Source organism: Delftia sp. PE138, from assembly GCF_018320755.1.
Taxonomy (GTDB): Bacteria; Pseudomonadota; Gammaproteobacteria; order Burkholderiales; family Burkholderiaceae_C; genus Comamonas; species Comamonas tsuruhatensis.
In genome coordinates this window covers 1217188-1242978 of record NZ_JABEPN010000001.1, presented here as the reverse complement: position 1 = coordinate 1242978, position 25791 = coordinate 1217188, and the positions used below count along the sequence as shown (strand labels likewise).

The 25791-nt window shown below is 67.6% G+C and carries 21 protein-coding genes and 1 other RNA gene; 17 read left to right on the top strand and 5 right to left on the bottom strand.

The features are described from left to right. Positions 1–86 precede the first annotated feature (86 nt). Positions 87–986, bottom strand: a complete 900-nt coding sequence (locus HFGMBDPB_RS05600; RefSeq protein ID WP_034366269.1) for a DMT family transporter — start codon at positions 984–986, stop codon at positions 87–89. Positions 987–1082: 96 nt separating this feature from the next. Between HFGMBDPB_RS05600 and HFGMBDPB_RS05595 the strand changes: the two genes are divergently transcribed. Together HFGMBDPB_RS05595 and rnpB are read left to right on the top strand one after the other, a co-directional pair. Then, the gene (locus tag HFGMBDPB_RS05595; RefSeq protein ID WP_212645046.1) at positions 1083–1877 is read left to right on the top strand and encodes an AraC family transcriptional regulator; all 795 of its coding nucleotides are present in this window, start codon (positions 1083–1085) and stop codon (positions 1875–1877) included. Between the two features lie 56 nt (positions 1878–1933). Further along, positions 1934–2366, top strand: an RNA gene (gene rnpB / locus HFGMBDPB_RS05590) — RNase P RNA component class A. A gap of 44 nt (positions 2367–2410) precedes the next feature. Here rnpB and HFGMBDPB_RS05585 read toward each other — a convergent pair. The 4 genes from HFGMBDPB_RS05585 to HFGMBDPB_RS05570 form a co-directional block, all read right to left on the bottom strand. Beyond that, on the bottom strand, positions 2411–4897 hold the full coding sequence (locus tag HFGMBDPB_RS05585) for a TonB-dependent siderophore receptor (protein ID WP_212645045.1): 2487 nt from the start codon (positions 4895–4897) through the stop codon (positions 2411–2413). A 154-nt stretch (positions 4898–5051) separates the two neighbouring features. Continuing rightward, a complete protein-coding gene (locus HFGMBDPB_RS05580; RefSeq protein WP_212645044.1) occupies positions 5052–6362 on the bottom strand; it encodes a sigma-70 family RNA polymerase sigma factor in 1311 nt (436 codons plus the stop codon). 95 nt (positions 6363–6457) lie between these two features. Beyond that, positions 6458–7201: a pseudouridine synthase gene (locus HFGMBDPB_RS05575; protein ID WP_012203381.1), complete on the bottom strand. Its 744-nt coding sequence runs from the start codon at positions 7199–7201 to the stop codon at positions 6458–6460. A gap of 53 nt (positions 7202–7254) precedes the next feature. After that, a complete protein-coding gene (locus HFGMBDPB_RS05570; protein WP_212645043.1) occupies positions 7255–8925 on the bottom strand; it encodes an MBL fold metallo-hydrolase in 1671 nt (556 codons plus the stop codon). A 127-nt stretch (positions 8926–9052) separates the two neighbouring features. On the opposite strand from HFGMBDPB_RS05570, the gene dapF reads away from it, so the two are divergent. The 15 genes from dapF (at position 9053) to mraY (ending at position 25789) form a co-directional block, all read left to right on the top strand. Beyond that, entirely contained in the window at positions 9053–9913 is an 861-nt protein-coding gene (gene dapF, locus HFGMBDPB_RS05565; protein ID WP_016448046.1) for a diaminopimelate epimerase, read from the top strand. Next, complete coding sequence (locus HFGMBDPB_RS05560; protein WP_016448045.1) at positions 9910–10623, top strand: DUF484 family protein; 714 nt, start codon at positions 9910–9912, stop codon at positions 10621–10623. The genes dapF and HFGMBDPB_RS05560 overlap by 4 nt, the downstream gene beginning before the upstream one ends. Positions 10624–10637: 14 nt before the next feature. Further along, the gene (locus HFGMBDPB_RS05555; protein ID WP_212645042.1) at positions 10638–11726 is read left to right on the top strand and encodes a tyrosine recombinase XerC; all 1089 of its coding nucleotides are present in this window, start codon (positions 10638–10640) and stop codon (positions 11724–11726) included. A 134-nt stretch (positions 11727–11860) separates the two neighbouring features. Continuing rightward, complete coding sequence (locus tag HFGMBDPB_RS05550; RefSeq protein ID WP_016448043.1) at positions 11861–12976, top strand: CobW family GTP-binding protein; 1116 nt, start codon at positions 11861–11863, stop codon at positions 12974–12976. A 530-nt stretch (positions 12977–13506) separates the two neighbouring features. Then, positions 13507–14001 carry an RNA polymerase-binding protein DksA gene (dksA, locus tag HFGMBDPB_RS30015; RefSeq protein WP_016448042.1) on the top strand — a complete coding sequence of 165 codons (495 nt, stop codon included), beginning with the start codon at positions 13507–13509 and terminating at the stop codon, positions 13999–14001. 45 nt (positions 14002–14046) lie between these two features. Beyond that, positions 14047–15831, top strand: coding sequence for an STAS domain-containing protein (locus HFGMBDPB_RS05540; RefSeq protein WP_203399959.1), 1785 nt, complete (start codon positions 14047–14049; stop codon positions 15829–15831). Positions 15832–15900: 69 nt separating this feature from the next. Next, entirely contained in the window at positions 15901–16446 is a 546-nt protein-coding gene (hslV, locus tag HFGMBDPB_RS05535; RefSeq protein ID WP_016448040.1) for an ATP-dependent protease subunit HslV, read from the top strand. A gap of 105 nt (positions 16447–16551) precedes the next feature. After that, the gene (hslU, locus tag HFGMBDPB_RS05530) at positions 16552–17871 is read left to right on the top strand and encodes an ATP-dependent protease ATPase subunit HslU (protein WP_197065177.1); all 1320 of its coding nucleotides are present in this window, start codon (positions 16552–16554) and stop codon (positions 17869–17871) included. Between the two features lie 370 nt (positions 17872–18241). After that, positions 18242–18670 (top strand): division/cell wall cluster transcriptional repressor MraZ, encoded by a 429-nt coding sequence (mraZ, locus tag HFGMBDPB_RS05525; RefSeq protein WP_026062826.1) that lies wholly within the window; start codon positions 18242–18244, stop codon positions 18668–18670. A 15-nt stretch (positions 18671–18685) separates the two neighbouring features. Then, entirely contained in the window at positions 18686–19615 is a 930-nt protein-coding gene (rsmH, locus tag HFGMBDPB_RS05520; RefSeq protein ID WP_016448037.1) for a 16S rRNA (cytosine(1402)-N(4))-methyltransferase RsmH, read from the top strand. A gap of 37 nt (positions 19616–19652) precedes the next feature. Further along, positions 19653–19937, top strand: coding sequence for a cell division protein FtsL (gene ftsL, locus HFGMBDPB_RS05515; protein ID WP_012203393.1), 285 nt, complete (start codon positions 19653–19655; stop codon positions 19935–19937). Beyond that, on the top strand, positions 19934–21682 hold the full coding sequence (locus HFGMBDPB_RS05510; protein ID WP_013804112.1) for a peptidoglycan D,D-transpeptidase FtsI family protein: 1749 nt from the start codon (positions 19934–19936) through the stop codon (positions 21680–21682). The genes ftsL and HFGMBDPB_RS05510 overlap by 4 nt, the downstream gene beginning before the upstream one ends. Beyond that, positions 21679–23208, top strand: a complete 1530-nt coding sequence (locus tag HFGMBDPB_RS05505) for a UDP-N-acetylmuramoyl-L-alanyl-D-glutamate--2,6-diaminopimelate ligase (protein ID WP_016453129.1) — start codon at positions 21679–21681, stop codon at positions 23206–23208. Before HFGMBDPB_RS05510 ends, HFGMBDPB_RS05505 begins: the two co-directional genes overlap by 4 nt. Beyond that, a complete protein-coding gene (locus tag HFGMBDPB_RS05500) occupies positions 23205–24620 on the top strand; it encodes a UDP-N-acetylmuramoyl-tripeptide--D-alanyl-D-alanine ligase (RefSeq protein ID WP_047217442.1) in 1416 nt (471 codons plus the stop codon). The genes HFGMBDPB_RS05505 and HFGMBDPB_RS05500 overlap by 4 nt, the downstream gene beginning before the upstream one ends. Further along, positions 24611–25789 (top strand): phospho-N-acetylmuramoyl-pentapeptide-transferase, encoded by a 1179-nt coding sequence (mraY, locus tag HFGMBDPB_RS05495; RefSeq protein WP_016448034.1) that lies wholly within the window; start codon positions 24611–24613, stop codon positions 25787–25789. The genes HFGMBDPB_RS05500 and mraY overlap by 10 nt, the downstream gene beginning before the upstream one ends. Positions 25790–25791: the final 2 nt, after the last annotated feature.

Here is a 25791-nt window from a genome sequence, read left to right as displayed (position 1 = left end):
AAATTCTTATGGGCAGCAATGGTGCGGGCGCCGCACCGGCATGCGGCATGCGTGCACCATTTGAGCTCGGGAAAACCCTGATTTTTTCAGGCGGTGGCGGCGGCACGCGGCGCACGCAAGGGCTGCTTCCACAGCTCGGCCAGCAGCAGGCCGCCGATGGTCAGCACGCCGCCCACGGCGTGGTAGGCCGCCAGGGGCTCGCCCAATGCCATGAAGGCGATCACGGCCGTGAAGATGGGTACCAGGTTGAAGAACATGCTGGAGCGGCCCGGCCCGATGCGCGCCACCGACATCATCCACAGCAGCGGCGCGGCGATGGAGGCCATGATGCCCGCAAAGCCCACCAGCGGCAGGTTGGCCGCGTTCAACCCCGTGCGCGGCGCCATCAGGAACAGCGGCAGCTGCGCGATCACGGCCACCAGGATCTGCAGGTACAGCAGTTGCACCGTGGCCAGGCGCGGCATGGGCCAGCGCTTGAGCAGGATGTTGTAGACCGCATAGGCCAGCATGGCCACGAACATCAGCGCGTCACCGCCATTGAGGCCCTGGGTGAGCAAGGTGGCAGGCTGCCCCGAAGACACCACCAGGGCCACGCCCGCAATCGCCAGCACGCAGCCCAGCACGGCGCCCCGGCTCAACGCCTGGCCCAGCATGGCGGTGGACAGGCCCAGCACCATCATGGGCGTGAGCGAGCCGATCAGGCCCATGTGCGTGGCCGATGTCATATGGGCCGCGTAATAGGCCAGGCTCTGGTAGATCACCATGCCCAGCATTCCCAGCACGATGAGGCGCGGCAGCTGCGGCCGGATGTCGGCGCGCTGGCGCCAGATGGACGGCAAAAGGAAAGGCGTGAACAGCACGGCTGCCACCAGCCAGCGGTAGAAACCGATCTCGGCCGCGCCGATGCTGTCGGCCGCCATCTTGCTGACCACGGTATTGACCGACCAGATGAGCACGGCGATCAAAGGGAAAAGGTAAGACCCCATTGGAAGACTCCTAAGACTGGTCCTATGATCGTTCTGTCCGACTTGGAGTGCATCCCTGGTTTCGGACAATCGATAGCGCAACCCGGACCATCCGCCATGCCCCGTCCCAGCAAGCCCATGCGCATCCAGAACGTCGAGGATGTGCCGGGCGAGTACTACTTCCGCTACGACGAATTCGGCGCCGACACCGAGGTGCCGCCGCACAGCCACAGCTGGGGTCACCTGAACTACACGCCCCACGGCAGCATGTGCATGGACACGGCAGGCCAGCGCTGGGTCTCGCCGCCGCAGTACGGCGTCTGGGTGCCGCCCGGCGTGGTGCACAGCTGCCATGTGGCGCACGCCGTGGTCTACCGCTCGGTCTACCTGGCGCCTGCGCTGTGCAGGGAGCTGCCGGCGCAGCCTTGCTCCATGCGCATCGGCGCCATCGTCAAGGCCATCCTGGCCGACTTTGCCGTGCGCGACGTGCACATTCCCGCCACCGACGCCGACCTGCGCCTGGCCCGTGTGCTCTACGACCAGTTGCGGGCCGTTCCCGTGGAGCCCGGCTATCTGCCGGCCGCTGAACACCCGGCCCTGGTCGAAGTGCTGACCCGCATGCGCGCTGCGCCCGAGGACCACCGCAGCCTGGCCCAATGGGCCGCCAGCGTGCACATGACCGAGCGCACCCTGGCGCGCCACTGCCAGCGCGAGCTGGGCATGGGCCTGGGCGAATGGCGCCAGCGCATGGGCTACCTGCTGGCCATCGACGCGCTGGAGGCCGGCCTGAGCGTGCAGCAGATCGCCTATGACCTGGGCTACAGCACGCCCTCGGCCTTCATCGCCATGTTCCAGCGCGAGGCCGGCACCTCACCCGAACAATTCCGCCGCGAGTTCTGCATGCCGCCGTGAGGCTGTTGCGCCATCTGCCTGCAGCCTGGCCCAAGCCGCGAGATAATGCCGCCCGTGAAGCACGCCAGACCGCCGCTGGTGCAATCGTGGAAACACGGCACTGGAGGAACGTCCGGACTGCACAGGGCAGCGTAGCAGCTAACGGCTGTCCACCGTGAGGTGAGGATCAGAGCAACAGAGACGAGTCGGGGACATGTGCCGCCAACTTGGTGTTCTATGGGGTGCCAGCGCAAGCTGGCGACGGCTGGCGCAAGCCAGACGCCCAGGCGAAAGCCTGGGCCCCATAGCCACCCGGGGACGCGGAACGCGTCCCCGGGTGAAACGGGCAATCTCTACGCGCAGCAATACCAAGTAGGCACACGTTGACGGGGCCCCCGGAGTGTGCGGGTAGGTAGCACCGAGCCGGGCGGCGACGCCCGGCCCAGATTAATGGCGGTCACATGCGGGCAACCGCGTGCACAGAATCCGGCTTATCGGCGCGCTTCACACTTTCTTCCATGCCCCGCCACCGGCGGGGCATTTTCATGGGCGATTCAGAACTGGTATTTGGCCGTCAGCAGCAGCCTGCGCGGCACGCCGAAATAGTTGCCGCCGTTGTTCGTGCCCAGGGTCTCGAAATAGCGGCGGTCGAACAGGTTGCTGATGTTCATCTGCAGGTCCAGCTGCCGGTTCACCCGATAGCCGATGACCAGGTCGGCCACGGCATGGGCGGGCTGGCGGATTGCATAGCCCTCGGCGCTGGTCAGCGACTCGGACGTGGTGCGGCTCTGGTAGCGCAGGCCGCCGCCCACGCGCCATGCGCCCAGCTCGCCGCCCAGGTGGTACATGGCCGACAGCTTGAGCTGGTGGCGCGGCGTGTAGCTGGCATAGGGCGCGCCCTTGGCGCCTTCGGTGCTGTCGCTGGCGATCTCGGCCTGGGTGAAGGTATAGCCAAGGCCGGCGTTCAGGCGCGGCAGGATCTCGCCGCTGATGTCCACGTCCAGCCCCTTGCTCTTGACCTTGCCGACGGAGCGGTAGCAATTGGTCTTCACCGTGCAGGAGTTGATGTCCGCGATGGCCTGGGGCAGGTTGTCCTGCGTGGTGTTGAACACGGCAACGGCCAGGTTCACGCGCTCGTCCAGGTAGCTGCCCTTGAGGCCCAGCTCGAAATTGCGGCCCTCCACCGGCGCCAGCATGCTGCCCGAGACATCCAGAAAATCCTGCGGCCGGAAGATGCTGGTGTAGCTGGCATAGGCCGAGTAGGTCTTGCTGATGTCATAGGTCAGCGCCGCATAGGGCGTGGCATGGGCTTTCTCGCTGAATTCGCGCTCCCGGCTCCAGCTGCCCTGGCGCTGGACGTTGGTGAAGTCGTACCAGTCCAGGCGCGCGCCGGCGATCAGGTTCAGCGGCTCGGCCAGCAGGAAGCGGCCCGTGGCGTAGGCCGAGGTCAGCGTGGTCTTCTGGCGGCGCGTCCACAGGTCTTCGGCCAGCAGGCCGGAGCGGTCCAGCGAGTCGGGGTTCCAGGTATAGGGATCGACGCCATTGGCGATCAGCCATTCCCCCGTGGGCGACAGGTAGCTGTAGCCCTGGTCGCTCCAGCGGATGGTGCGGCGGCTGAGGCCGAAGGCCAGGTCATGCTCGCGGCCGAACAGGCGCACGGGGCCCTGGGCCGAGGCATCGAGGCTGAGCTGGCGCTTGTCGTAGTCGTACAGGCCGCCGGCCACGTCGTAGCGCGTGCGGCCCTGGTCGTCCAGGCCGCCCGAGACCAGGTAGGCGCCGTCCAGCGCGGACTGGGCCTGCAGGGCGCGCGCGGCCAGCCTGGCCTTCCAGCCGTTGTCGAAGCGGTGCTCCAGGTCGGCGAACAGGCTGACCTCCTTCTTGTCCCATTTGCTCCAGGAGGGCGAGAAACGCCTGGATCGCGCAATGTCGAGGAAGGAGCCATCGAAGCCCATGGGCACGCCCATCCATTGCGAGCCGGGGTTGTCTTCGTTCACATAGGAGCCGCCCACGCTCAGCGTGGTGTCGCGCCCCAGGTCGAACTCGGCGGTGCCGTACAGCAGCTGGCGGCGGCTGCTATAGCCATCGATGAAGTGGTCACGCGACTGGGCCGAGGCCACCACACGCCCGCGCGCCGAGCCGTCCTCGTTGAGGGCGCCGCCCACATCGACCTCGCCCACGGCCTGGTTCCAGCTGCCGCCGCGCAGGGTGACCGAGCGCTGGGTGGTGCGCGGCGCGCGCTTGCGCACGAAGTTGATGGTGCCCGAAGGGTCGCCCACGCCCGTCATCAGCCCCGTGGGGCCGCGCACCACTTCCACGTGGTCGTACATGGCCATGGTGTCGTAGGTGGAGGTGTCGGTTTCATACGAGACGGGCACGCCGTCCTGCAGGAACGAACCGATCACGAACCCGCGCGAGAAGTAGCGCGCCCGGTCGTCGCTCCAGCGGTTGATGGTGATGCCGGTGGCGCTGTTGGCCACGTCGTCGATGGACAGCATGCCCTGGTCGTCCATCTTCTGGCGCGTGACCACGGTGAGGGACTGGGGCGTCTCGCGGATGGACAGCGGCAGCTTGGTCGAGGTGCTCATCAGCCCCGTGGTGTAGGAGCCCGAGCCCTCGGTGGTCGTGGTCTCGCCCACGGCGGACACCGTGACTTCGGGCAGGGCCACGGTGCCGGCGGGCTTTTCCACCACCAGCGTGCCCTGGCTCACATGGCCTTCTAGCCCGCTGCCGCGCAGCAGCCGGGCCACGGCGGCGGCGGTGCTCAGGCGCCCTTCCACGGCAGGCGCGCGGCGGCCCTGCACGAGTTCGGGCGCAGCCAGCAGTTGCAGGCCGGCCTGGCGGGCCAGTTGGGCCAGCGCCTGGTCCAGCGGCTGGGCGGGAATGTGGAAGTCGGTGCTGGCGGCCGTGGCTGTGGCCTGTGCCGCCTGGGCCAGAGCGGCTGGAGACAGCTGCAGGGCCAGCAGCGCGATGCCCGCGGCAACGGCATGGTGGCGGGCAAGGCTGCAGGCAAGGCGTGAAGGCTTGGAGGGGAATGAAGGCATGGAAGGTCCCGTGGCGGATCTGGGCAATGGCTATTCCCGGGCTGCGAATGCGTCGCGTTCCCGGGTCCTCATGCCTATACGAACGGGCGCAGACATTCCCTCACGCCTGGTGCGCATGCGCCGTGCATTCCGGGGCCATGGGCGCATCAGCGCATCAGCTGCGGCGGCGGATGACCAGAGTGCGCCCGCTTCCCGGGCCCTGTTCCTCTTCCTGCACGCTGACCGGCAGGGTGCGCGGGAGCATGCGCAGCCAGCCCTGGGCCGCCGCAATGCGCACGCGCCCCAGCACGGGCAGGGCGGCGGCGTCGGGCTCCACGCGCAGTAGCTGCAGGCTGTAGCGCTCCAGGCGCCGGACCACCTCGGCCAGCGGCGTGTTCTGGAAGTCCAGCCAGCCCTCGCGCCAGGCGGCCACTGCCGCAACCGTTTGCACGGCGGCCGTCTGGCCTGGCGCCAGGCGCAGCATCTGGCCTGCGCCCAGTACATGCCGGGCGCCGCTGCCGTCGCGCACCTGCACGCGGCCCGCATCGACGGCGACCAGCACCGCATCGTCCTCCAGCGCCACCTCGAAGCGCGTGCCCAGCACGGCGACCTGTACGTCCGCCGCCTGGACCACGAAGGGCCGTTCCGTGTCGCGCGCCACGGCGAAGAAGGCGCTGCCGGCCAGCAGCCGCACCTGGCGGCGCGTGGCGTAGAAATCCACCTCGGCGCGGCTGGCGGCGTCCAGCGTCAGGGTGCTGCCGTCGGGCAGGGGCTGGTTCAGCAGGCGGCCGGTGGCCGTGGCCAGCCGCACCTGGTACTGCGGCATCCACTGGCGCCAGGCCAGCCACATCGCCGGGCTGCCGACACCCAGGCCCGCCATCCCCAGCAGGGTGGACAGGGCGCGGCGGCGGCCCGTGCGTGGTGCGGGTGCGGCGGTGTCTCCGCGCCAGCGGTGCAGCGAGGCTTCCACGCTGTCCATGGCGCGCATGACCTCGCGTTCCACGGTTTTGACCGAGACGCCGTGGCGCTCGGCCAGCTCGGCATGCGAGGCGCCCTCGATGCGGTCGGCCAGGAAGATGTCGCGGCAGCGCGCCGGCAACTGCGCCAGGGCGCCTTCGACCCCGGCCAGGGCCTGGCGGTAGGAATGGGTGTCGGCCACATCGGGGCTGAGGGGGGAGGGCGGCTCGCCTTCCCTCGCGCTGGTGTCAAAGCGCTCGGCCGTGCGCTGGCCATGGCGCAGGTGGTCGATGGCGATGTTCTCCATCACCGCGTAGAGATAGGCGCGGCTGGCGCCTGGCGGACTGTCCGGCGCGGCGGGCGCATCGCTCTCGCCGCGCTGGCGTTCGGCCAGGCGTATCCAGGCGTCATGCACCAGGTCACGCGCTGCCTGCGGGCCGGCGCGGCGCGCCACGAAGCGCACCAGCTCGTGGTAGCTGTCCTGGAAGGTGCTCAGCAGGGAAGAGGAGGAAGAGGCGGGCGCAGGCATGCGGGAGGCCCGAAGGCAGCACGGGAATCCCGCATTCTATGAAATGATTCTCATTTGCCGAATGTGCTGCCCGCCGCGCACCCGGCAATGCCGGCCTAGAACCGCTCCCAGGGCATCAGGTAGCGCCACTGGCCTTCGGGCACCTTGGCCAGAGAGAGGCGGCCAATGCGCAGGCGGCGCAGGCTGACCACGCGCAGGCCCACTTCGGTGCACATGGCGTCGATCTCGTCGGGGGCGATGCCCTTGAGCGCAAAGCGCAGGTGGTTCTCGTTCTGCCAGCTCACGCGGCAGGGCGGCAGCTGGCGCTTGCCGATCGGCAGGCCGGCCTTCATCAGCTCCAGGCCGTCCTCGTGGATCTGGCCTTCGACGCCGACGATGCATTCCTGCTCCAGCCACATGCCTTCCTCGCCCAGCTTGCGCGCCACACGCTTGTCCTGGGTGTAGACGATGAGGCCGCTGGCCGGCAGCGGCAGGGGCAGGAAGGATTCCAGGTTCTTGAAGTGCTGGGCCAGCACCAGCAGCGGCATGGGCGTGTCCACCTGGGCCATGCTGGCTTCACCCAGCAGGGAGTGGGCGCTGCGCACCCGGCCATAGGGCCGGCCCTGGGTATAGCCCGCAGGCTTGTTCATCAGCAGGGTGACGGGCGGCACGGCCTCGGGCTGGGCGCCGCTGCGCAGCGTGACCTGCTGCTCGGGGCGCACGCGCGTCTCGGGCAGTTGCACGACCTTGCCGTCCACCTGGACGTTGCCGGCGGTGATATGCAGTTCGGCCTCGCGGCGCGAGCATTGTTCCTGTTCGGCCAGGCGCTTGGCCAGGCGAACGCTTTCAGATTCAGACATGCGCGCAGCTTAACCAGATACCAGGCCCCGCGCGCGTCGTCGGTCATTGCCGGTCATTGCCGCCCGCACAGCGCACGGATGCGCTCCACATGGGCCAGCAGCGAGCGCTCGGCAATCGGCCACAGCTGCGGCGGGGCGTCGTCATAGGCCAGCCGCACCCAGTCCTGCACGCTGCCGTCGGGCTGTTTTTGCATGGCGGCCAGCACCTTTGCCTCGCGGGCCAGCCGGTGGGCCTTGAGTTTGGCGATCGCCTGGCGCGCAAAGCCCAGCACATAGCCATGGGCCGGCAGGATGAAGCGCGCATCGTGCGCGGCGCACAGCGCGTCGAGCCTGTCCAGCGAATCGATGTAGTCGCGCATGTTGCCGTCAGGCGGATCGATGATGGTGGTGCTGCCATTGAGGATGTGGTCGCCGCTGAACAGCAGGGCGTCTTCCTCCAGCACAAAGCACACATGGTTGGCCGCATGGCCGGGCGTGAACACGGCCTGCAGGGTGTGGGTGGTGCCGCCTTGCGCATCCTGCAGCACGATGCGCTGGCCGTCGGTCAGTGCGTAGTCGGGGGTGAAGCGGCTGGCCGGCCGGGCCGTGGGCGCCGAGGGCAGGCCGCCAATGGCGGGCCTGGGCCTGCCGGCCTGCACCGCCAGCGCCTGCAGCAGCGCGGCGCCCGGCGAGTGGTCGGCATGGGAGTGCGTGCACAGGATGTGGCGTATGTCGCCGCCCGCCGCATCGAACAGGCGCTGCACATGGGCGGCATCGGCCGGGCCGGGGTCGATGGCGGCGTAGCCCGTGGCGGCATCGCCCACCAGATAGCTGTTGGTGCCGGGGCCGGTCATCACGCCGGGGTTGGGTGCCGTCAGGCGCAGCAGGTTCTTGCGCAGTGGCACGGCGCGCTCGCTCTGCCAGTCCAGCGTGTGCAGGATCTGGCCGTCCGGGCAGACCATTTCCAGCTCGCCGAAGGGGGCCTCGTCCTCCATGTGGCGGGCTTCCTTGCCATTGAGAAAGCCGGTGCGCGGGCAGCACTGCCACAGCGGCTGCTCGCCTTGCAGGGCGGCGAACACGGCATCGGTGCCGGCAAAGCGGCTGAGCCGGTCCAGCGTGCGGATGGTGGGAAAGATCATGGGAAAGCTGCCGGCGCGGTGGCGCTCCAGCGCTTGCTGGGGGCTCACCCAGATGGGCTCGAACTGTTCCGATCCGTCGGCGTCAGGCTCCTGGCCTTCGGGCATGCGCGCCACGAAGAAAGGCACATCGAAGCGCCGGGGCAGGTCGCGGTCGGCCGTCCAGTGGGCCAGGTACCACAGCGCATCCACGGCCAGGCGCAGGCCGCGTGCCTCGCACTGGGGAACCAGGGGAGCATTGCGGTCCAGCGTGGCCAGCTCGGCGGCCGATACCGGTCGGCCCTGGGCATCGTGGGCCAGCAAAATGCCGAGCTCCTCGAAAGTCTCGCGCAGGCCGGCGATGGCCTGGGTGACGCGCAGGCGGTCGCCGGCCTGGGCGGGGCGGGTGCTGGCGCAGGCATGGGCGGCGTCGGCGGCGTCCTGGGCCTCGATGCCGCCGCCGGGGAAGACATAGGCGCTGGGCACGAAGCTGGCCTTGGGCGAGCGCCTTGTCATGAGCACTTCCAGTCCGCTGCCATCGGCGCGGTCGCGCATCAGCAAAACGGTGGAGGCCTTGAGCGTGTCTACGGGCTGGCGCTGGGGGTGCAGGAGCTGGCTGGGGCGGGTCATGGGGGCATTATGCGGATGGACCTGCATCGTGCTGTTGCGCCGGAGACGCAGGCGGCTGGATGGCGCTCTGCGCCAGGGCATGCCCCGGATTGCGCCATGAGGCTGCCGTGCAGGGGATAATCGCGGGATGCAGATCCGCTTTACCAAGATGCAGGGCGCTGGCAACGATTTCGTGGTCCTTGACGAAACCGCCGGCCCGCTGGGCCTGAGCGCAGCCCAGTACCGCTTTCTGGCCCACCGCCAATTCGGCGTGGGCGCCGACCAGATCCTCACGGTGCGGCCCTCGCCCGCCGAAGGCATCGACTTCGAATACGTGATCCACAACGCCGACGGCGGCGAGGTCGAGCAGTGCGGCAACGGCGCGCGCTGCTTTGCCCGCTATGTGCACGACAAGGGACTGACGGACAAGTCCGTCATCCGCGTGCAGACGCTGGCCGGCCTCATCGCCCCCGAGCTGCATGCCGATGGCCGCGTCACCGTGGACATGGGCCAGCCCGTGCTGGAGCCCGCCCTGGTGCCCTTCGATGGTGCAGGCCTGGTTCCCCGCCCGCTGGGTGCGGCGCAGCAATGGCCCCTGCAGCTGGGCGACGAAGCCACGGTCTGGATCGCCCCCGTTTCCATGGGCAACCCGCATGCGGTGCAGTTGGTCGACGATGTGGACCATGCGCCCGTGGCCACCTGGGGCCCGCTGATCGAGCGCCATGCGCGCTTTCCCCAGCGCGTCAATGCGGGATTCATGCAGATCGTCGATCGCGGCCAGATCCGGCTGCGTGTGTACGAGCGCGGTGCCGGCGAGACGCTGGCCTGCGGCACGGGCGCCTGCGCGGCCGTGGTGGCCGGCATCCGCTGGGGGCTGCTCGACGCGCGCGTCGATGTGCACACCCGCGGCGGCCGGCTGACCATCGAGTGGGACGGCGGCGCAGTGCGCATGACCGGCCCCGCAGAGTTTGTTTTTGAAGGACAGATCGAGGTTCCCGACCAGCCATGAACAGCACTACCGATATCGCCGTCACCGAAGAGACGATTGCCGACTACCTGCTGAACCATCCGGAATTCTTCGAGCGCCACGCCGAGATGCTCGCGCGCGTGCAGCTGGTCAGCAGCCACAGCCCGCGCACCGTCAGCCTGCAGGAACGCCAGGCCGAGATGCTGCGCGAGAAGATCAAGGGCCTGGAGCATCGCATCATGGACATGATGCGGCACAGCAGCGAGAACGCCTCCATCGCCGACAAGCTGCACGCCTGGAGCTGCGCCCTGGCCAAGGTCCAGGACCTGCGCGAACTGCCCCATGCGCTGACGGCCAGCCTGCAGCATGTCTTCGAGGTGCCCCAGGTGGCCCTGCGCCTGTGGAACGTCTCCGGCGCGCAGACCAGCAGCATCTACACCATGGGCGTCAGCGACGATGCCAAGTCCTTCGCTGCCTCGCTGACCATGCCGTTTTGCGGCCCCAACATGGGCTTCGAGCCCGGCGGCTGGCTGGTCGATCCCGACGCGGCCCAGTCCCTGGCCCTGCTCACCCTGCACGATGGCGACCCCGGCAACCCGGCCCATGCCTTCGGCATGCTGGTCCTGGGCTCGCCCGATCCGTTGCGCTTCGAGGCCACCATGGGCACGGAATTCCTCTCGCGCATCGCGGCCCTGGCCAGCGCGGCCCTCTCGCGCATGCGGCCCGTGGCGCTGACCCTGGCGCGCGGCTGATCGGCTGAAAGCCCATGCCGGGGGCATCGGACAGGGACGGGCTCCCGGAAGGCGGCCTTCCGGCAGAGGATCTGGAGGCAGAGGACCTGGCGCTGCTCCCCTCCGCCGTCCATGCCTATCTGGAGCATGTGCGCGTGCAAAAGCGCCTGGCCGACCGCACCTGCGAGCTCTATGCGCTGGACATGGGCCGGCTGTGCGCCATGGCCCGCGACGCCGGCCTGGAACTGCTGGCGCTGCAGCCCGCCCATATCCGCCGCTTCGTGGCCCGGATGCATTCCCGGGGCCGCAGCCCGCGCGGCATTGCGCTCATCCTGTCCGGCTGGCGCAGCTTCTTCCGCTGGGCGGCCCAGCAGTCGCTGGTGCCTTTCAATCCTGTGGAGGGCGTGCGCGGCCCCAAGGCCCCCAAACCCCTGCCCAAGGCATTGGGCGTGGATGACGCCGTGCAGCTGGCCGCCTTCAGCAACGCCGACGCCGACCCCTGGATCGAGGCACGTGACGCTGCCATCACCGAACTGCTCTACAGCTGCGGCCTGCGCGTGGGCGAGCTGGTGGGCCTGGACGTGGCGCCCGGCCAGGACACGCAGCGCCAGGGCCGTGGCTGGATAGACCTGCAGTCCGCCGACGCCCACGTGCAGGGCAAGGGCGGCAAGCGCCGCACCGTGCCCGTGGGAGCGGCCGCGCTGCAGGCGCTGCAGCGCTGGGTGGCCCTTCGGGAAACGGGTCTTGCGGGTGCGGCCGCGCAGGCTGCGCAACACGAACCCGCCCTTTTCATCGGCCGGCGCGGCGAGCGCCTTGGCGCGCAGTCGGTCTGGGCGCGGCTGCGCCAGCGCGGGCAGCAGGCCGGCCTTTCGGCCGGTGTCCATCCCCATGTGCTGCGGCATTCGTTCGCCAGCCACATGCTGCAGTCCAGTGGCGATTTGCGCGCCGTGCAGGAGCTGCTGGGCCACGCCAGCATCTCGACCACGCAGATTTACACGCGCCTGGATTTCCAGCATCTGGCCCAGGCCTACGAGAGCGCCCACCCGCGCGCGCGCCGCAAGAGCGGCGACAGCAGGCAAGTCGGCGAAATCGGCGAAACCCCTGAAAAGGACAACCTCGAATAAAAAAGGCCAAGCCCTCTGGCAAAACAGCACTTGACAGGCTCGCTAAACTTATTCGGAACGTCTTTTCGACAAGGCCCGTCCATGGTGGACGGGCCTTGCCGCTTCCCTTTGCTGAATTTTCTGAAAGCAATCCCATGGCACTGATTCCCGTCACCATCCTTACCGGCTTCCTGGGCTCGGGCAAGACCACGCTGCTCAAGCGCGTGCTCAGCGAGTCCCACGGCATGAAGATCGCCGTGATCGAGAACGAGTTCGGCGAGGAAAACATCGACACCGACATTCTCAAGACGGAGTCCAAGGAGCAGATCCTGCAGATGAGTAACGGCTGCATCTGCTGCACCATCCGCGAAGACCTGCGCGAGACCCTGCAGCTGCTGGCCTCCAAGCGCCGCAAGGGCCTGGTGGAGTTCGACCGCATCGTGATCGAGACCACGGGCCTGGCCGATCCCGGCCCCGTCGCCCAGACCTTCTTCATGGACGACGAGATCGCCGAGACCTATCTCATCGACTCCATCCTGACCCTGGTCGACGCCAAGCACGCCAACCAGCAGCTGGACGACCGCCAGGAAGCGCGCCGCCAGGTCGGCTTTGCCGACCAGCTCTTCCTGTCCAAGACCGATCTGGTCAGCGAGGACGAGAAGAACGCGCTCATCCACCGCCTCAAGCACATGAATCCGCGCGCGCCCATCCGCGCCGTGCATTTCGGCGAAGTGCCCCTGAACGAAGTCTTCGACCTGCGTGGCTTCAACCTCAATGCCAAGCTGGACATCGATCCCGACTTCCTCAAGGAAGACGATCACGACCACGGCCATGATCACAAGCACGAGCATGGCGAGCACTGCAGCCATGACCACGAGCATGACGAGAACTGCGGGCACGACCACGCCCACAGCCACGCCCATGATCACGAGCACGGCGAACACTGCAATCATCCTCACCACCATCACCACGATGACGACGTCAAGAGCTTCGTCTACCGTGCCGACCGGGCGTTCGACCCTGCCCGCCTGGAGGACTTCCTGGGCGCCATCGTCAACATCTATGGCCCGCGCATGCTGCGCTACAAGGGCGTGCTGAACATGCAGGGCACGGAGCGCAAGGTCATCTTCCAGGGGGTGCACCAGCTCATGGGCAGCGACCTGGGACCGCAATGGGCCGAAGACGAAAAGCGCCAGAGCAAGATGGTCTTCATCGGCATCGACCTGCCCCAGGACATCTTCCTGCAGGGCCTGGAGCAGTGCCTGGTCTGAGCCGTCTGTGAACTTTTGTGAGGAATCACATGGTTTTTGCTGACATCTGATTGACGCAGGAGCCGCCCGCATCTGCAGGCGGTTCCTCTGCTTTCATGTGGGGTATGTGCAACGGCTTGCGCTCCTGTAGAGCATCGATACAATCGCGCCCCTGAAGAGAGCCCCCAAGCCCAATGGACTGCCCCGCAGGGGTCGCCCATACCGTGAGGAGACAGCAAGTGAGCGCCGAATCCAGCAAGAAGCCGTCAGTGGCCGCCCAGGCCCCGGCTGCAAGCCAGAAGGCCGCGGTCCGCACTGCGGTCGGCGTCGTCGACCTGGCCTCCCGCGCCGGCTGGAAATGGGCTCTTTGCACGCACGGCCGCCGCACGGCCTGGATTGTCGCACCCCGCCGCAAGGGGAAGCCGGCAGGTTCCGCAACTGCGGCGATCGGCTGTCCTACATGGCATTCGACCCGGGCGCCTCGATTGACAGTACCATCCATGGCCCCGTCCGATGCCCCCGGCTCGGACTAAGTTAGCGAAACCAACACTATGCCTACCACTACGCAAACGCCTTCGTCGGGATCGACGAAACGAGACCCCAAGCTGGCCAATGCCTGGAAGACCAAGTCGGCGGAGGAGCTGACGGATGCCGAAGTGCTGGCCATGTCCGATGACGACTACATGAATGAGAAGCAGATGGCGTTTTTCCGCCTGAAGCTGCTCACTCTCAAGCACGACATGCACACCAACGCGGGCGAGACGGCAGAAAACCTGCGCGAGGACACCGTGGTGGTTCCCGATCCGGCCGACCGCGCCACCATCGAGGAAGAGCACGCGCTGGAACTGCGCACCCGCGACCGCGAGCGCAAGCTTCTCAAGAAGATCGAGCAATCCATTGCACGCATCGACGCAGGCGACTACGGCTACTGCGACGAAACCGGCGAGCCCATCGGTGTGGGCCGCCTGCTGGCCCGTCCCACGGCCACGCTGTCGCTGGAGGCCCAGCAGCGACGCGAGCTCAAGCAGAAGATGTACGGAGATTGAGTTGCGGCAACGGCCTTCGGAACGGTGGTGCTAATCTGATTCGCCATGGCAAAAGAAGAGAGCAGCAAATCGGGAGGGTTGTTGTCCAAGGTGGTGCGCTTTGTGCGCCACCCGACGGTCAATTGGTCCGATCTCGACGGCCTCGACGCTGACCAGGAGAGCCAGTACAGCAAGCAGGCGCTCAAGGAAATGATCGAGCGCAAGCGCCGCAACGACTTCGTACGCAAGCGCGAATTCGACCAGCTGCGCCGCCTGCGCCAGGCCGAGTTGCAACAGGCCTCCCGGCCGGGCAGCGCATCTGTCGGTGTCGGCGTGCCCGGACCGGCTGCACAGGGCTCGCAATTCCTCAGCAGCCTGCTGAGCTCCAAATCCTCCGGCGAGCGCGCCGTCACGCTCAAGAAGATCGACGAGATCGAGGCCCAGATGTCCCAGCAATGGTGGCGGGGCAAGCAGGCGGCCGATGCAACCACCATTCCCATGGCGCTGCCCGCTGGCGGCAACCCCGCGCCGGCGTCGTTTCGCAAGCAGCCGCCGCCGGGCCAGATTCCCATGCTCAGCGACGTGGTGCCTGCGGCCATCGCCTCGGCCGGCGACGTGGCGGCCTTTGCCACCACCTTGCCCATGAGCCTGGCACCTGCGCCGCAGGTGCCGTCCGTCTCCACGGCTCCCCTCATGGATTCCATGCCCATGGCCCGCCCCTTGCGGCCATTGGAAGGGGCCACCGATTTCCTGCCCGCCTTCGCGGCCACCGAGGTCTCTGCCCCGCAGCCCATGGACATGGTGCCGCCATCCTTCGTGGTGTTCGAGCACGATCCCGACCTCGAAGAGCCGGCCATCCTCTTTGCCAATGGCGACGTGGACGGCGCCGAGCAGGGCATGCTGGAGCTGATCGAGCGGCGCGATGTGCCTGCGCAGCTGCCGGTCTGGCTGGCCTTGCTGGACCTGTACCGCGCGGCCGATCGCCCGCTGCAGTTCGACAAGGCCGGCATTGAATTCGCGGCGCGCTTCGGCCGCTCCGCTCCCCAGTGGTTCGCGATGCCGCAGCAGCGCACCGCCGCGATGGCGCCCCTTCCCGGCGCAGCGGCAGGGCGCGGCTGGCGCTGGAGCGCTCCTGCCCAGGTCACGCCCAGCGCCGTCACGGCGCTGAAGGCCTCCCAGGCCAAGGCCGCCGGTCCCTGGACCCTGGACTGGGCTGCCGTGACCCACATCGACGAGGCGGCAGCCACCGCCTTGGAGGCGCTGCTTCAGCAATGGGCCGATTCCCAGGGCGTATTCGTGCTGCTCAACGCGGACCGGCTGCAGGCGCTGCTGGGCGCGCTGGCTCCCTCGGGCGACTCCGCTGTGGATACGCTGTGGTGGCGCCTGCGCATGGCCGTGCTGCGCCTGATGAACCGGCAGGATGATTTCGAGCTGGTGGCCCTGGACTACTGCGTGACCTACGAAGTCTCGCCACCTGCATGGGTGGACCCGGTCTGCCAGTGCCTGACGCAAGCCGTCGAGTCCGGCGGTGCACAAGCCCCTGTGCAGCCGGGCGCTGCCGCCCCGGTGGATACCGTGCGATTTGCGCTGTCCGGCACCATCGAAGGCGATGCCTCCACCTGGCTGGACCCGGTGCAGGAAGGCGCCAGCCTGGGCGAGCCGGTGTTCATCGACTGCACCCAGCTGGTGCGCATGGACTTTGCGGCGGCCGGCTCCGTGCTCAACTGGGCGGCCCACATGCAGTCGCTGGGCCATGTGCTGCAGTTCGGCCAGCTGCACCAGCTGGTGGCCGTATTCTTCAATGTGATCGGCATCCAGGAGCATGCGCAGGTAACGCCGAGACGGGACTGACCTGCCGAGCGGCGGCATTCTTTGGAGGGGCTCTTGAGAAGGCGGGAGCCGCCCTCATCTGGCACCGCTATGGAACAGTATCACGGCACCACCATCATCAGCGTGCGCCGGCAGACCCCCGAAGGCGTGCAGGTCGCCATCGGTGGCGATGGCCAGGTCACATTGGGCAACATCGTCGTCAAGGGTACGGCGCGCAAGGTGCGCAAGCTCTACCACGGCAAGGTGCTGGCCGGCTTTGCCGGCGCCACGGCCGACGCCTTCACGCTGTTCGAGCGCTTCGAGGCCAAGCTGGAAAAGCACCAGGGCCATCTGACGCGCGCGGCCATCGAGCTGACCAAGGACTGGCGCACCGACCGCGTGCTGCGCCGGCTGGAGGCCATGCTGGCCGTGGCCGATGCATCGGCCTCGCTGATCATCACCGGCAACGGCGATGTGCTGGAGCCCGAGCAGGGCATCGTGGCCATCGGATCGGGTGGCGCCTACGCGCACTCGGCGGCCAAGGCGCTGCTGACCAATACCGAGCTGTCGGCCGAGGAGATCGTGCGCAAGTCGCTGGCGATTGCCGGCGAGCTGTGCATCTACACCAACATGCATCACACGGTCGAGACGCTCTGAGACCCTCGCGGCGCGGGCGGTTCTCGCCCGGCCATTGAAACGGATAGCCGCCAGCGGCCAGGTAACGGAAGCGGGGCTGGCGGCGCAATGCTTCGAATACACACCATGTCCTCTGCCATGACCCCCCAGGAGATCGTCTCCGAACTGGACCGCCACATCGTCGGCCAGGCTGGCGCCAAGCGCGCCGTGGCCATCGCGCTGCGCAACCGCTGGCGCCGCCAGAACGTGGCCGACGGCCTGCGCCAGGAGATCACGCCCAAGAACATCCTCATGATCGGCCCCACCGGCGTGGGCAAGACCGAGATCGCGCGACGCCTGGCGCGGCTGGCCGATGCGCCCTTCATCAAGGTCGAGGCCACCAAGTTCACCGAAGTGGGCTACGTGGGCAAGGACGTGGACGCCATCATCCGCGATCTGGCCGAGGTCGCCGTCAAGCAGACGCGCGAGGCCGACATGAAGAAGCTGCGCCTGCGCGCCGAAGACGCTGCAGAGGACCGCATCCTCGACGTGCTCGTGCCCCAGGCCCGCAGCGGCGAGGTGGCTGCCGACAGCACGGCCCGCCAGGTCTTTCGCAAGAAGCTGCGCGAAGGCCAGCTCGACGACAAGGAAATCGATATCGACGTGGCCGACGCGCCGCCCCAGGTGCAGATCATGGGTCCCCAGGGCATGGAGGAGATGGCCGAGCAGCTGCGCGGCATGTTCAGCCACATGGGCCAGGAAAAGCGCAAGACGCGCAAGCTGCGCATTGCCGAGGCCATGAAGCTGCTGACCGACGAGGAAGCGGCCAAGCTCGTCAACGAGGAAGATGTGCGCACGCGCGCCATTGCCAATGCGGAGCAAAACGGCATCGTCTTCATCGACGAGATCGACAAGGTCGCCACGCGCCAGGAAAGCAGCGGCTCCGACATTTCGCGCCAGGGCGTGCAGCGCGACCTGCTGCCCCTGGTCGAGGGCACCAGCGTCTCCACCAAGTACGGCGTGGTCAAGACCGACCACATCCTGTTCATCGCCTCGGGCGCCTTTCACCTGTCCAAGCCCAGCGACCTCATCCCCGAGCTGCAGGGCCGCTTCCCGATCCGCGTGGAGCTGGAGTCGCTGTCGGTCCAGGACTTCGAGGCCATCCTCACCCAGACCCATGCCTCCCTGGTCAAGCAGTACCAGGCGCTGCTGGCCACCGAAGGCGTCACGCTGGAGTTCACGCCCGAAGGCATCACCCGGCTGGCCGGCATCGCCTTCGAGGTCAACGAGCGCACCGAAAACATCGGCGCGCGCCGCCTGTCCACCGTGCTGGAGCGGCTGCTGGACGAGGTCAGCTTCGATGCGGCCAAGCTTTCGGGGCAGACCGTCACCATCGACGCGGCCTACGTGGACCAGCGCCTGCAGTCCCTGAGCCAGGACGAAGACCTGTCTCGCTTCATCCTCTGAAGCCTGCCCCGGCGGCCGAGCGGCCGCCATCGAAGTGACTGCCCGCATTGCCGGGCAGTCACTTTTTGTAGGAGGCCGGCCCGAGTTGCACCCCGTCGCCAGCGAATTGAATCGTTGCAATTGCCTGCCGGGATTGAGAGTTCACTTGCAATCACTCCCCTAAGTGCTTGTAAAGTCTCGGTTTTTTGTCATCACTCACATTGCATTCGATCTCTAAGTTGTTGATTTCATTGCAAATAATTGTCCATTCCCGGGTTGTGAAACACCAAATTGCTGCTACAGTGCAAAAAAGTGCAATTAAGTGGTGAAAGTTGCCTTTGTGCCCCGATTTCCGGGACGCGATGGCTCCAACCGACCGGGGTGACTGACCGTGTTTCAAGGGGCGTCCTCGCTGAATCTCGATGGCAAGGGGCGGCTGTCTGTGCCGACCCGGCATCGTGACGCCCTCCTGGCCATGGCGCAGGGCCAGGTCACCCTCACCAAACACCCCCATGGTTGCCTGATGCTGTTCCCGCGCACGGAGTGGCTGCAGTTCCGCGAGCGGATCGCGCAGCTGCCCATGTCGGCGCAGTGGTGGAAGCGCATCTTCCTGGGCAACGCCATGGACGTGGACATGGATGCCACCGGCCGTGTGCTGGTGTCGCCCGAGTTGCGCGACGCCGTGGGTCTGACCAAGGAGGTCGTGCTGCTGGGCATGGGCAACCATTTCGAGCTGTGGGACAAGGCCACTTATGAGGCACATGAAGCGAAGGCCATGCAGGAAGAGATGCCTGCGGCCTTCCAGGATTTTGCTTTCTAGGAAAGAGGCGTTCTCTTGAATCAGCCGTTGCAACACATCACCGTTTTGCTCGACGAGGCCGTCGATGCGCTGCTGGACGGCGCCGCGCAGCCCGTTGCCGGGCAATGGGTGGACGCGACGTTCGGGCGAGGCGGGCATTCCCGGCGCATCCTCCAGCGGCTAGGGCCGGGCGGGACCTTGCTGGCGTTCGACAAGGACCCGGACGCGATCGAAGAGGCAGCGCGCATCACCGATGCGCGTTTTTCGATTCGGCACGAAGGGTTTCGCCACCTGGGCGAGTTGCCGGCCGGCAGCGTGCAGGGCGTGCTGATGGACCTGGGGGTGAGCTCTCCCCAGATCGACAACCCCGAGCGTGGCTTCAGCTTCCGCTTCGAGGGTCCGCTGGACATGCGCATGGACACCACGCGCGGTCAGAGCGTGGCGGACTGGCTGGCGGAAGCCGATGCCCAGCAGATTGCGGAGGTGATACGTGACTACGGCGAAGAACGGTTTGCTGGCCCCATTGCAAAGGCGATTGTTGCTCGGCGCGAAAGCCAGGGGCCCCTTCGCAATACCGCGGAGCTTGCCGAGCTCGTGGCTGGCGCGGTCCGGACCCGCGAGGCTGGGCAGAACCCAGCGACACGCACATTCCAGGCTCTTCGGATTTTCATCAATGCCGAGCTTGAAGAACTCGAACAGGCGCTAGAGGCCAGCCTGCGCGTGCTCGCGCCGGGCGGGCGCCTGGTGGTGATCAGCTTCCACTCGCTGGAAGACCGCATCGTCAAGCAGTTCATTGCCAGGCATTCCAAGGAAGTCTATGACCGGCGCGCACCCTTTGCCGCGCCCACACCCATGCGCCTTGAAGCCCTGGGCCGCATCAAGCCCAGCGAGGCCGAGGTCGCCGCCAATGCGCGTTCGCGCTCGGCCGTGATGCGCGTGGCCCGCCGCACCGAGGTGCCTGCATGAAGCGCACGCACCGTCTGGCGCAAGAGGAGGGCGTGGCATGCTGCGCCTGAACCTCGTGCTGCTGCTGGCGGTGATGGCCAGCGCCATCTTCCTGGTGCACAACCAGTACGAGTCGCGCCGGCTGTTCACCGAACTGGACCGCGCCGTGGCCGAATCGCGCCGCCTGGCCACCGAGCAGCAGCGCCTGCAGGTGGAAAAGCGCGCCCAGGCCACGCCGCAGCGCATCGAGGTCATGGCGCGCGAGCGCCTGCAGATGAAGCCGGCCACGCCGGCCATCGCCCAGTACGTCAATGACGATGCGCGCACGGGAGTGGCTCCATGACGCGCAGCGTGCTCTACACCTCCAGCCCCTTGCTGGCGTCCAAGACACCCCTGTGGCGCAGCAAGATGATCGTGGCCATGCTGGGCCTGGGCTTTGTCGGCCTGGGTGCACGCGCGGCCTACGTGCAGGTGTTCGGCAACGACTTCTTCCAGCGCCAGGGCCAGGTGCGCTTTGCGCGCACGCTGGAGCTGCCGGCCAACCGCGGCCGCCTGCTGGACCGCAATGGACTGATCCTGGCCTCCAGCGTGCCGGCCGCCAGCATCTGGGCCATTCCCGAAGATGTCGAGCAGGACGACCCCGAGGTCAAGGCCAAGCTCAAGCAGCTGGCCGCGCTCATGGAGATGCCGCTGCCCGCGCTGATGGAAAAGCTGGCCGATGAGGACAAGACCTTCGTCTGGATCAAGCGCCAGCTCGACTGGGACGTGGGCCAGCAGATCCATGCCCTCAACATCAAGGGCATCTACCAGCGCAAGGAATACAAGCGCCAGTATCCGGAAGGCGAATCGGCTGCCCACATCGTGGGCTTCACCAATGTGGAAGACCATGGCCAGGAAGGCATGGAGCTGGCCTTCGACAAGGAGCTGGGCGGCAAGCCCGGCTCGCGCCGCGTGATCAAGGACCGCCTGGGCCGCGTGGTCGAGGGCGTGGGCGAGGAAGTGCCGCCTCAGGACGGCCGAGACATCCAGCTGTCCGTGGACAGCAAGGTCCAGTACTTCGCCTACCAGAAGCTCAAGGAGCAGGTCATCGCGCACAAGGCCAAGGCGGGCAGCGTGGTGGTCATGGATGCGCACACCGGCGAATTGCTGGCCCTGGCCAACTACCCCAGCTACGTGCCCGACAAGCGCAAGAACCTGACGGGCGAGCAGCTGCGCAACCGCGCCATCACCGACACCTTCGAGCCCGGCTCGACCATGAAGCCCATCACCATCGGCCTGGCGCTGGAGTCGGGCCGCTTCAAGCCGGAAACGCCCATCGACACCACGCCGGGCCGCGTCAACGTCACGGGCTCGACGATTTCCGACACCCACAACTACGGCCTGCTCACCGTGGCCGGCGTGATCCAGAAGTCCAGCAACGTGGGCACGACCAAGATCGCGCTGCAGATGCCGGCCAAGGAAATGTGGGAAACCTTCTCGGCCGTGGGCTTCGGCCAGAAGCCGCAGATCTCCTTTCCCGGCGCCGCCAGCGGTCGCCTGCGTCCCTACAAGACCTGGAGGCCGGTGGAGCAGGCCACCATGGGCTATGGCTACGGCCTGTCCGCCAGCCTGCTGCAGATGACGCGCAGCTACACCGTCTTTGCCAACGGCGGGCGCGTGATCCCGGCCACCATGGTCAAGACCGACGAGCCGCCCGTGGGCGTGCCCGTGTTCTCTCCGCGCACGGCCAACGAGGTGCGCAAGATGCTGGCCCTGGCGGCCGGCCCCGGCGGCACGGGCCAGCGCGCCCAGACCATCGGCTACTCGGTGGGCGGCAAGTCGGGCACGGCCCGCAAGCAGCAGGGCAAGGGCTATGCCGCCGGCAAGTACCGCGCCTGGTTCACGGGCATGGCGCCCATCGAGAACCCGCGCATCATCGTCGCCGTGATGGTGGACGAGCCCAGTGCCGGCACCATCTACGGCGGCACCGTGGCGGCACCCGTGTTCAGCGAAGTGGTGCAGCAGACGCTGCGCCTGATGGGCGTGCAGCCCGATATGGAAGTCAAGCCCTTGATCGTCGCCAATCCCGTGGAGGAGCCCTCGCTATGAGTTCCTCCCAAGCCCTGCTGATGCTGTCGTCGGCCACCGAGGCTGTCCAATGGCTGGCCGCCCGCCTGCAAGGCAGCGGCACGCTGCAGACCGACAGCCGTAAGGTCCGGCCCGGCGACGCCTTCATTGCCTGGCCCGGCGCGGCCACCGATGGCCGCGCCCATGTGGCCTCGGCCCTGGAGCGCGGCGCCGTGGCCTGCCTGGTCGAAGCGCAGGGCGTCGAGCCCTTCGGTTTTTCCGGCGAGCACATTGCGGCCTTGCCCGGCCTCAAGGCCGCCACGGGCCTGATCGCCGACCAGTGGTTCCAGCATCCCAGCGCCCGGATCGACGTGCTGGCCGTCACCGGCACCAACGGAAAGACCACCACGGCCTGGTGGCTGGCGCATGCGCTGGCCCAGGTGAAGCTGCAGGAACGCAGCGGCTGCGCCCTGGTGGGCACGCTGGGCGTGGGCATCCCGCCCGCCCTGGAATCCACGGGTATGACCACGCCCGACCCGGTGCGGCTGCAGCGCGCATTCCGCGAGTACGCCGATGCGGGCCTGGCGGCCTGCGCCATCGAGGCCTCGTCCATCGGCATCGTCGAGCACCGGCTGGACGGCACGCGCATCCGCGTGGCGATGTTCACCAATTTCACGCAGGACCATCTCGACTACCACGGCAGCATGCAGGCCTACTGGGATGCCAAGGCCGCGCTGTTCGACTGGCCCGGCCTGCAGGCCGCCGTCGTCAATGTGGACGACGCGCACGGCGCGCGCCTGTGGGCCACGCTGCAGTCGCGCCCATCCTCTGCCGCGCTCGATGTCTGGAGCATTTCCATCGAGGGCGCGGCGCGCCTGCAGGCCAAGGACATCGCGCTGGGCGCCGAGGGCCTGAGCTTCACCGTGATCGAGGCCGGCCACAGCCTGCGCATGCACACGCGCATGGTGGGCCAGTACAACGTATCCAACCTGCTGGGTGTGCTGGCAGCGCTGCGCTGCCTGGGCCTGAGCCTGGACCAGGCCGTCGCTGCCTGCGCCCACCTGGAACCCGTGCCCGGCCGCATGCAGCAGATCGTCCAGCCCGGCCAGCCGCTGGTGGCCGTGGACTACGCCCACACGCCTGACGCGCTGGACAAGGCCCTGCGCGCCTTGCGCCCGGCCGCCGAGCAGCGCCAGGGCCGGCTGTGGTGCGTGTTCGGCTGCGGTGGAGACCGCGATGCCACCAAGCGGCCGCTCATGGGGCAGGCCGCCCAGAAGAATGCCGACTGCGTGCTGGTCACCAGCGACAACCCGCGCAGCGAAGTGCCCGACCGCATCATCGACCAGATCCTGGCCGGCATGCAGCCGGGCGAGAACCTGCAGTCCCAGGCCGATCGCGCGGCGGCCATCGCCCAGGCGATCGCGCACGCCAGCGAACGCGACGTGGTGCTGATCGCCGGCAAGGGACATGAGGACTACCAGGAGACGGCAGGCCAGCGCCATCCGTTCTCCGACATGGCCGAGGCGCGCAAGGCGCTGGCGGCCCGTGAAGGAAAGAAGCGGTCATGATGACCTTGCAACAAGCGCTGGAGCTGATCCAGTCGCATATCCCCCAGGCACGGCTGGTCGGCAACGGCCAGACCGTGCTCACGCGCGTGCACACCGACACTCGCACGCTGCAGGCCGGGGATCTGTTCGTCGCCTTGAAGGGCGAGCGTTTCGATGCCAACCAGTTCCTGGTCCAGGCCCGCGAGGCCGGTGCCGCCGCAGCCCTGGCCCATGGCGGCCTGGAGGCTGCAGGCCTGTCCGGCATCGAAGTGCCTGATTCGCTGGCCGCCCTGGGCGCGCTGGCCACGGCCTGGCGCGCGCGCTTCGCGCTGCCGCTGATCGCCGTCACCGGCAGCAACGGCAAGACCACGGTCACGCAGATGGTGGCCTCCATCCTGCGTGCCCATGCGGGCGAGGCGGCGCTGGCCACGCGCGGCAACTTCAACAACTCCATCGGCCTGCCGCTGAGCCTGATGCGCATGACCGGCCAGCACCGCGTGGCCGTGCTGGAGATGGGCATGAACCATCCCGGCGAGATTGCCGAGCTGGCCGCCATCGGCCAACCCACGGTGGCCCTGGTCAACAACGCCCAGCGCGAGCACCAGGAATTCATGCACACGGTCGAGGCCGTGGCGCGCGAAAACGGCAGCGTGCTGCTGGCCCTGCCCGCCGACGGCGTGGCCGTGTTCCCCGCAGGCGACACCTACACGCCGCTGTGGCGTGAGCTGGCGGGCGCCCGCCAATGCCTGCTGTTCGGCGAGTCTGGCGACGGCGCCCATATCCACGCGCGTGACGCGCTGTGGCTGGGCGATGCCTGGCAGTTCACCCTGGCCACGCCCGAGGGCGAGGCGCCGGTGCGCCTGCACATCGCCGGCCGCCACAACGTGCGCAACGCGCTGGCCGCAGCGGCCTGCGCCCAGGCTGCCGGCGTGCCGCTGGCCGACATCGCACGCGGCCTGAGCGTGTTCGAGCCCGTGCAGGGCCGCTCGCGCGCGCTGAGCGTTTCGGTGCAAGGCCGCCCGGTCACCGTGATCGACGACAGCTACAACGCCAATCCCGATTCGGTGGCCGCGGCCATCGAGGTGCTGCGCGAACTGCCCGCTCCCCAGCTGCTGGTGCTGGGCGACATGGGCGAGGTCGGCGACCAGGGGCCGCAATTCCATGCCGAGGCGGGCGCGCTGGCGCGCAGCCTGGGCATTGCCCGGCTGTTCACGCTGGGCGCGCAAAGCACATCCGCCGCCACCGCATTCGGTGCAGGTGCCCGGCATTTCGAAGACATGGCCTCGCTGCAACAGGCAGCCTGTGCCGCGCTGCCCGAGGTGGGTAGCATTCTGGTCAAGGGTTCGAGGTTCATGAAGATGGAGCAGGTGGTTCAGGCGGTCGAGGCGGCCGGCAAGGATGACGGTTGCAAGAAGGAGGCCGCATGCTGCTGATGCTGTCCCAATGGCTGCAGGGCCTGTCCCCCGAGTTCGGCTTTCTGCGCGTCTTCCAGTACCTCACGATGCGCGCCGTGATGGCCGCGCTCACGGCCCTGGTCATCGGCCTGCTGGCCGGGCCGCGCCTGATCCGCATGCTGACCTCGCTCAAGATCGGCCAGCCCGTGCGCGGCTACGGCATGGAAACCCATCTGGCCAAGAGCGGCACGCCCACCATGGGCGGGGCGCTGATCCTGCTGTCCATCGCCGTGTCCACGCTGCTGTGGTTCGACCTGTCCAACCGCTTCGTCTGGATCGTGCTGCTGGTCACCCTGGGCTTCGGCACCATCGGCTGGGTCGATGACTGGCGCAAGGTGGTCAACAAGGACCCCGAGGGCATGCGCTCGGGCGAGAAGTATTTCTGGCAGTCCGTCATCGGACTGCTGGCCGCGCTCTACCTGGTGTTCTGCATTTCGGAGAACACCAATGCCCAGGTCTTCGAGCTGTTCGTGACCTGGGTGCAGTCGGGCTTTTCGCTGGACCTGCCGCCCAAGGCCGGCCTGCTTGTTCCCTTCTTCAAGGAAGTCAGCTACCCGCTGGGCGTGCTCGGCTTCGTGGTCATGACTTACCTGGTCATCGTGGGCGCCAGCAATGCGGTGAACCTGACCGATGGCCTGGACGGCTTGGCCATCATGCCCGTGATCATGGTGGGCTCGGCCCTGGGCATCTTTGCCTATGTGACCGGCAACGCCGGCTACGCCAAGTACCTGCTGTTCCCGCACATCCCGGGCTCGGGCGAGCTGCTGGTGTATTGCGCGGCCATGGCCGGAGCGGGTCTGGCCTTTCTGTGGTTCAACGCCCATCCGGCCCAGGTCTTCATGGGCGACGTGGGCGCGCTGGCGCTGGGCGCTTCGCTGGGCACCATCGCCGTGATCGTTCGCCAGGAAATCGTGCTGGCCATCATGGGCGGCATCTTCGTGGTCGAGGCGCTGTCGGTGATGCTGCAGGTCACCTGGTTCAAGTTCACCAAGAAGCGCTATGGCGAAGGCCGTCGCCTGCTCAAGATGGCGCCGCTGCACCACCATTTCGAGAAGAGCGGCTGGAAGGAAACCCAGGTCGTGATCCGCTTCTGGATCATCACCATGCTGCTGTGCCTGCTGGGCCTGTCCACGCTGAAGCTGAGGTGAGT

Excerpts from the sequence above, each read along its gene's own strand:
- dapF (WP_016448046.1), top strand. The coding sequence starts at position 9,053 with ATGCAGATCCGCTTTACCAAGATGCAGGGCGCTGGCAACGATTTCGTG.
- HFGMBDPB_RS05570 (WP_212645043.1), bottom strand. The coding sequence starts at position 8,925 with ATGACCCGCCCCAGCCAGCTCCTGCACCCCCAGCGCCAGCCCGTAGAC.
- dksA (WP_016448042.1), top strand. The coding sequence starts at position 13,507 with ATGCCTACCACTACGCAAACGCCTTCGTCGGGATCGACGAAACGAGAC.
- HFGMBDPB_RS05595 (WP_212645046.1), top strand. The coding sequence starts at position 1,083 with ATGCCCCGTCCCAGCAAGCCCATGCGCATCCAGAACGTCGAGGATGTG.
- mraY (WP_016448034.1), top strand. The coding sequence starts at position 24,611 with ATGCTGCTGATGCTGTCCCAATGGCTGCAGGGCCTGTCCCCCGAGTTC.
- HFGMBDPB_RS05585 (WP_212645045.1), bottom strand. The coding sequence starts at position 4,897 with ATGCCTTCATTCCCCTCCAAGCCTTCACGCCTTGCCTGCAGCCTTGCC.
- hslU (WP_197065177.1), top strand. The coding sequence starts at position 16,552 with ATGTCCTCTGCCATGACCCCCCAGGAGATCGTCTCCGAACTGGACCGC.
- HFGMBDPB_RS05540 (WP_203399959.1), top strand. The coding sequence starts at position 14,047 with ATGGCAAAAGAAGAGAGCAGCAAATCGGGAGGGTTGTTGTCCAAGGTG.
- HFGMBDPB_RS05555 (WP_212645042.1), top strand. The coding sequence starts at position 10,638 with ATGCCGGGGGCATCGGACAGGGACGGGCTCCCGGAAGGCGGCCTTCCG.
- HFGMBDPB_RS05510 (WP_013804112.1), top strand. The coding sequence starts at position 19,934 with ATGACGCGCAGCGTGCTCTACACCTCCAGCCCCTTGCTGGCGTCCAAG.
- HFGMBDPB_RS05560 (WP_016448045.1), top strand. The coding sequence starts at position 9,910 with ATGAACAGCACTACCGATATCGCCGTCACCGAAGAGACGATTGCCGAC.
- HFGMBDPB_RS05500 (WP_047217442.1), top strand. The coding sequence starts at position 23,205 with ATGATGACCTTGCAACAAGCGCTGGAGCTGATCCAGTCGCATATCCCC.
- ftsL (WP_012203393.1), top strand. The coding sequence starts at position 19,653 with ATGCTGCGCCTGAACCTCGTGCTGCTGCTGGCGGTGATGGCCAGCGCC.
- HFGMBDPB_RS05505 (WP_016453129.1), top strand. The coding sequence starts at position 21,679 with ATGAGTTCCTCCCAAGCCCTGCTGATGCTGTCGTCGGCCACCGAGGCT.
- hslV (WP_016448040.1), top strand. The coding sequence starts at position 15,901 with ATGGAACAGTATCACGGCACCACCATCATCAGCGTGCGCCGGCAGACC.
- HFGMBDPB_RS05580 (WP_212645044.1), bottom strand. The coding sequence starts at position 6,362 with ATGCCTGCGCCCGCCTCTTCCTCCTCTTCCCTGCTGAGCACCTTCCAG.
- HFGMBDPB_RS05550 (WP_016448043.1), top strand. The coding sequence starts at position 11,861 with ATGGCACTGATTCCCGTCACCATCCTTACCGGCTTCCTGGGCTCGGGC.
- HFGMBDPB_RS05600 (WP_034366269.1), bottom strand. The coding sequence starts at position 986 with ATGGGGTCTTACCTTTTCCCTTTGATCGCCGTGCTCATCTGGTCGGTC.
- HFGMBDPB_RS05575 (WP_012203381.1), bottom strand. The coding sequence starts at position 7,201 with ATGTCTGAATCTGAAAGCGTTCGCCTGGCCAAGCGCCTGGCCGAACAG.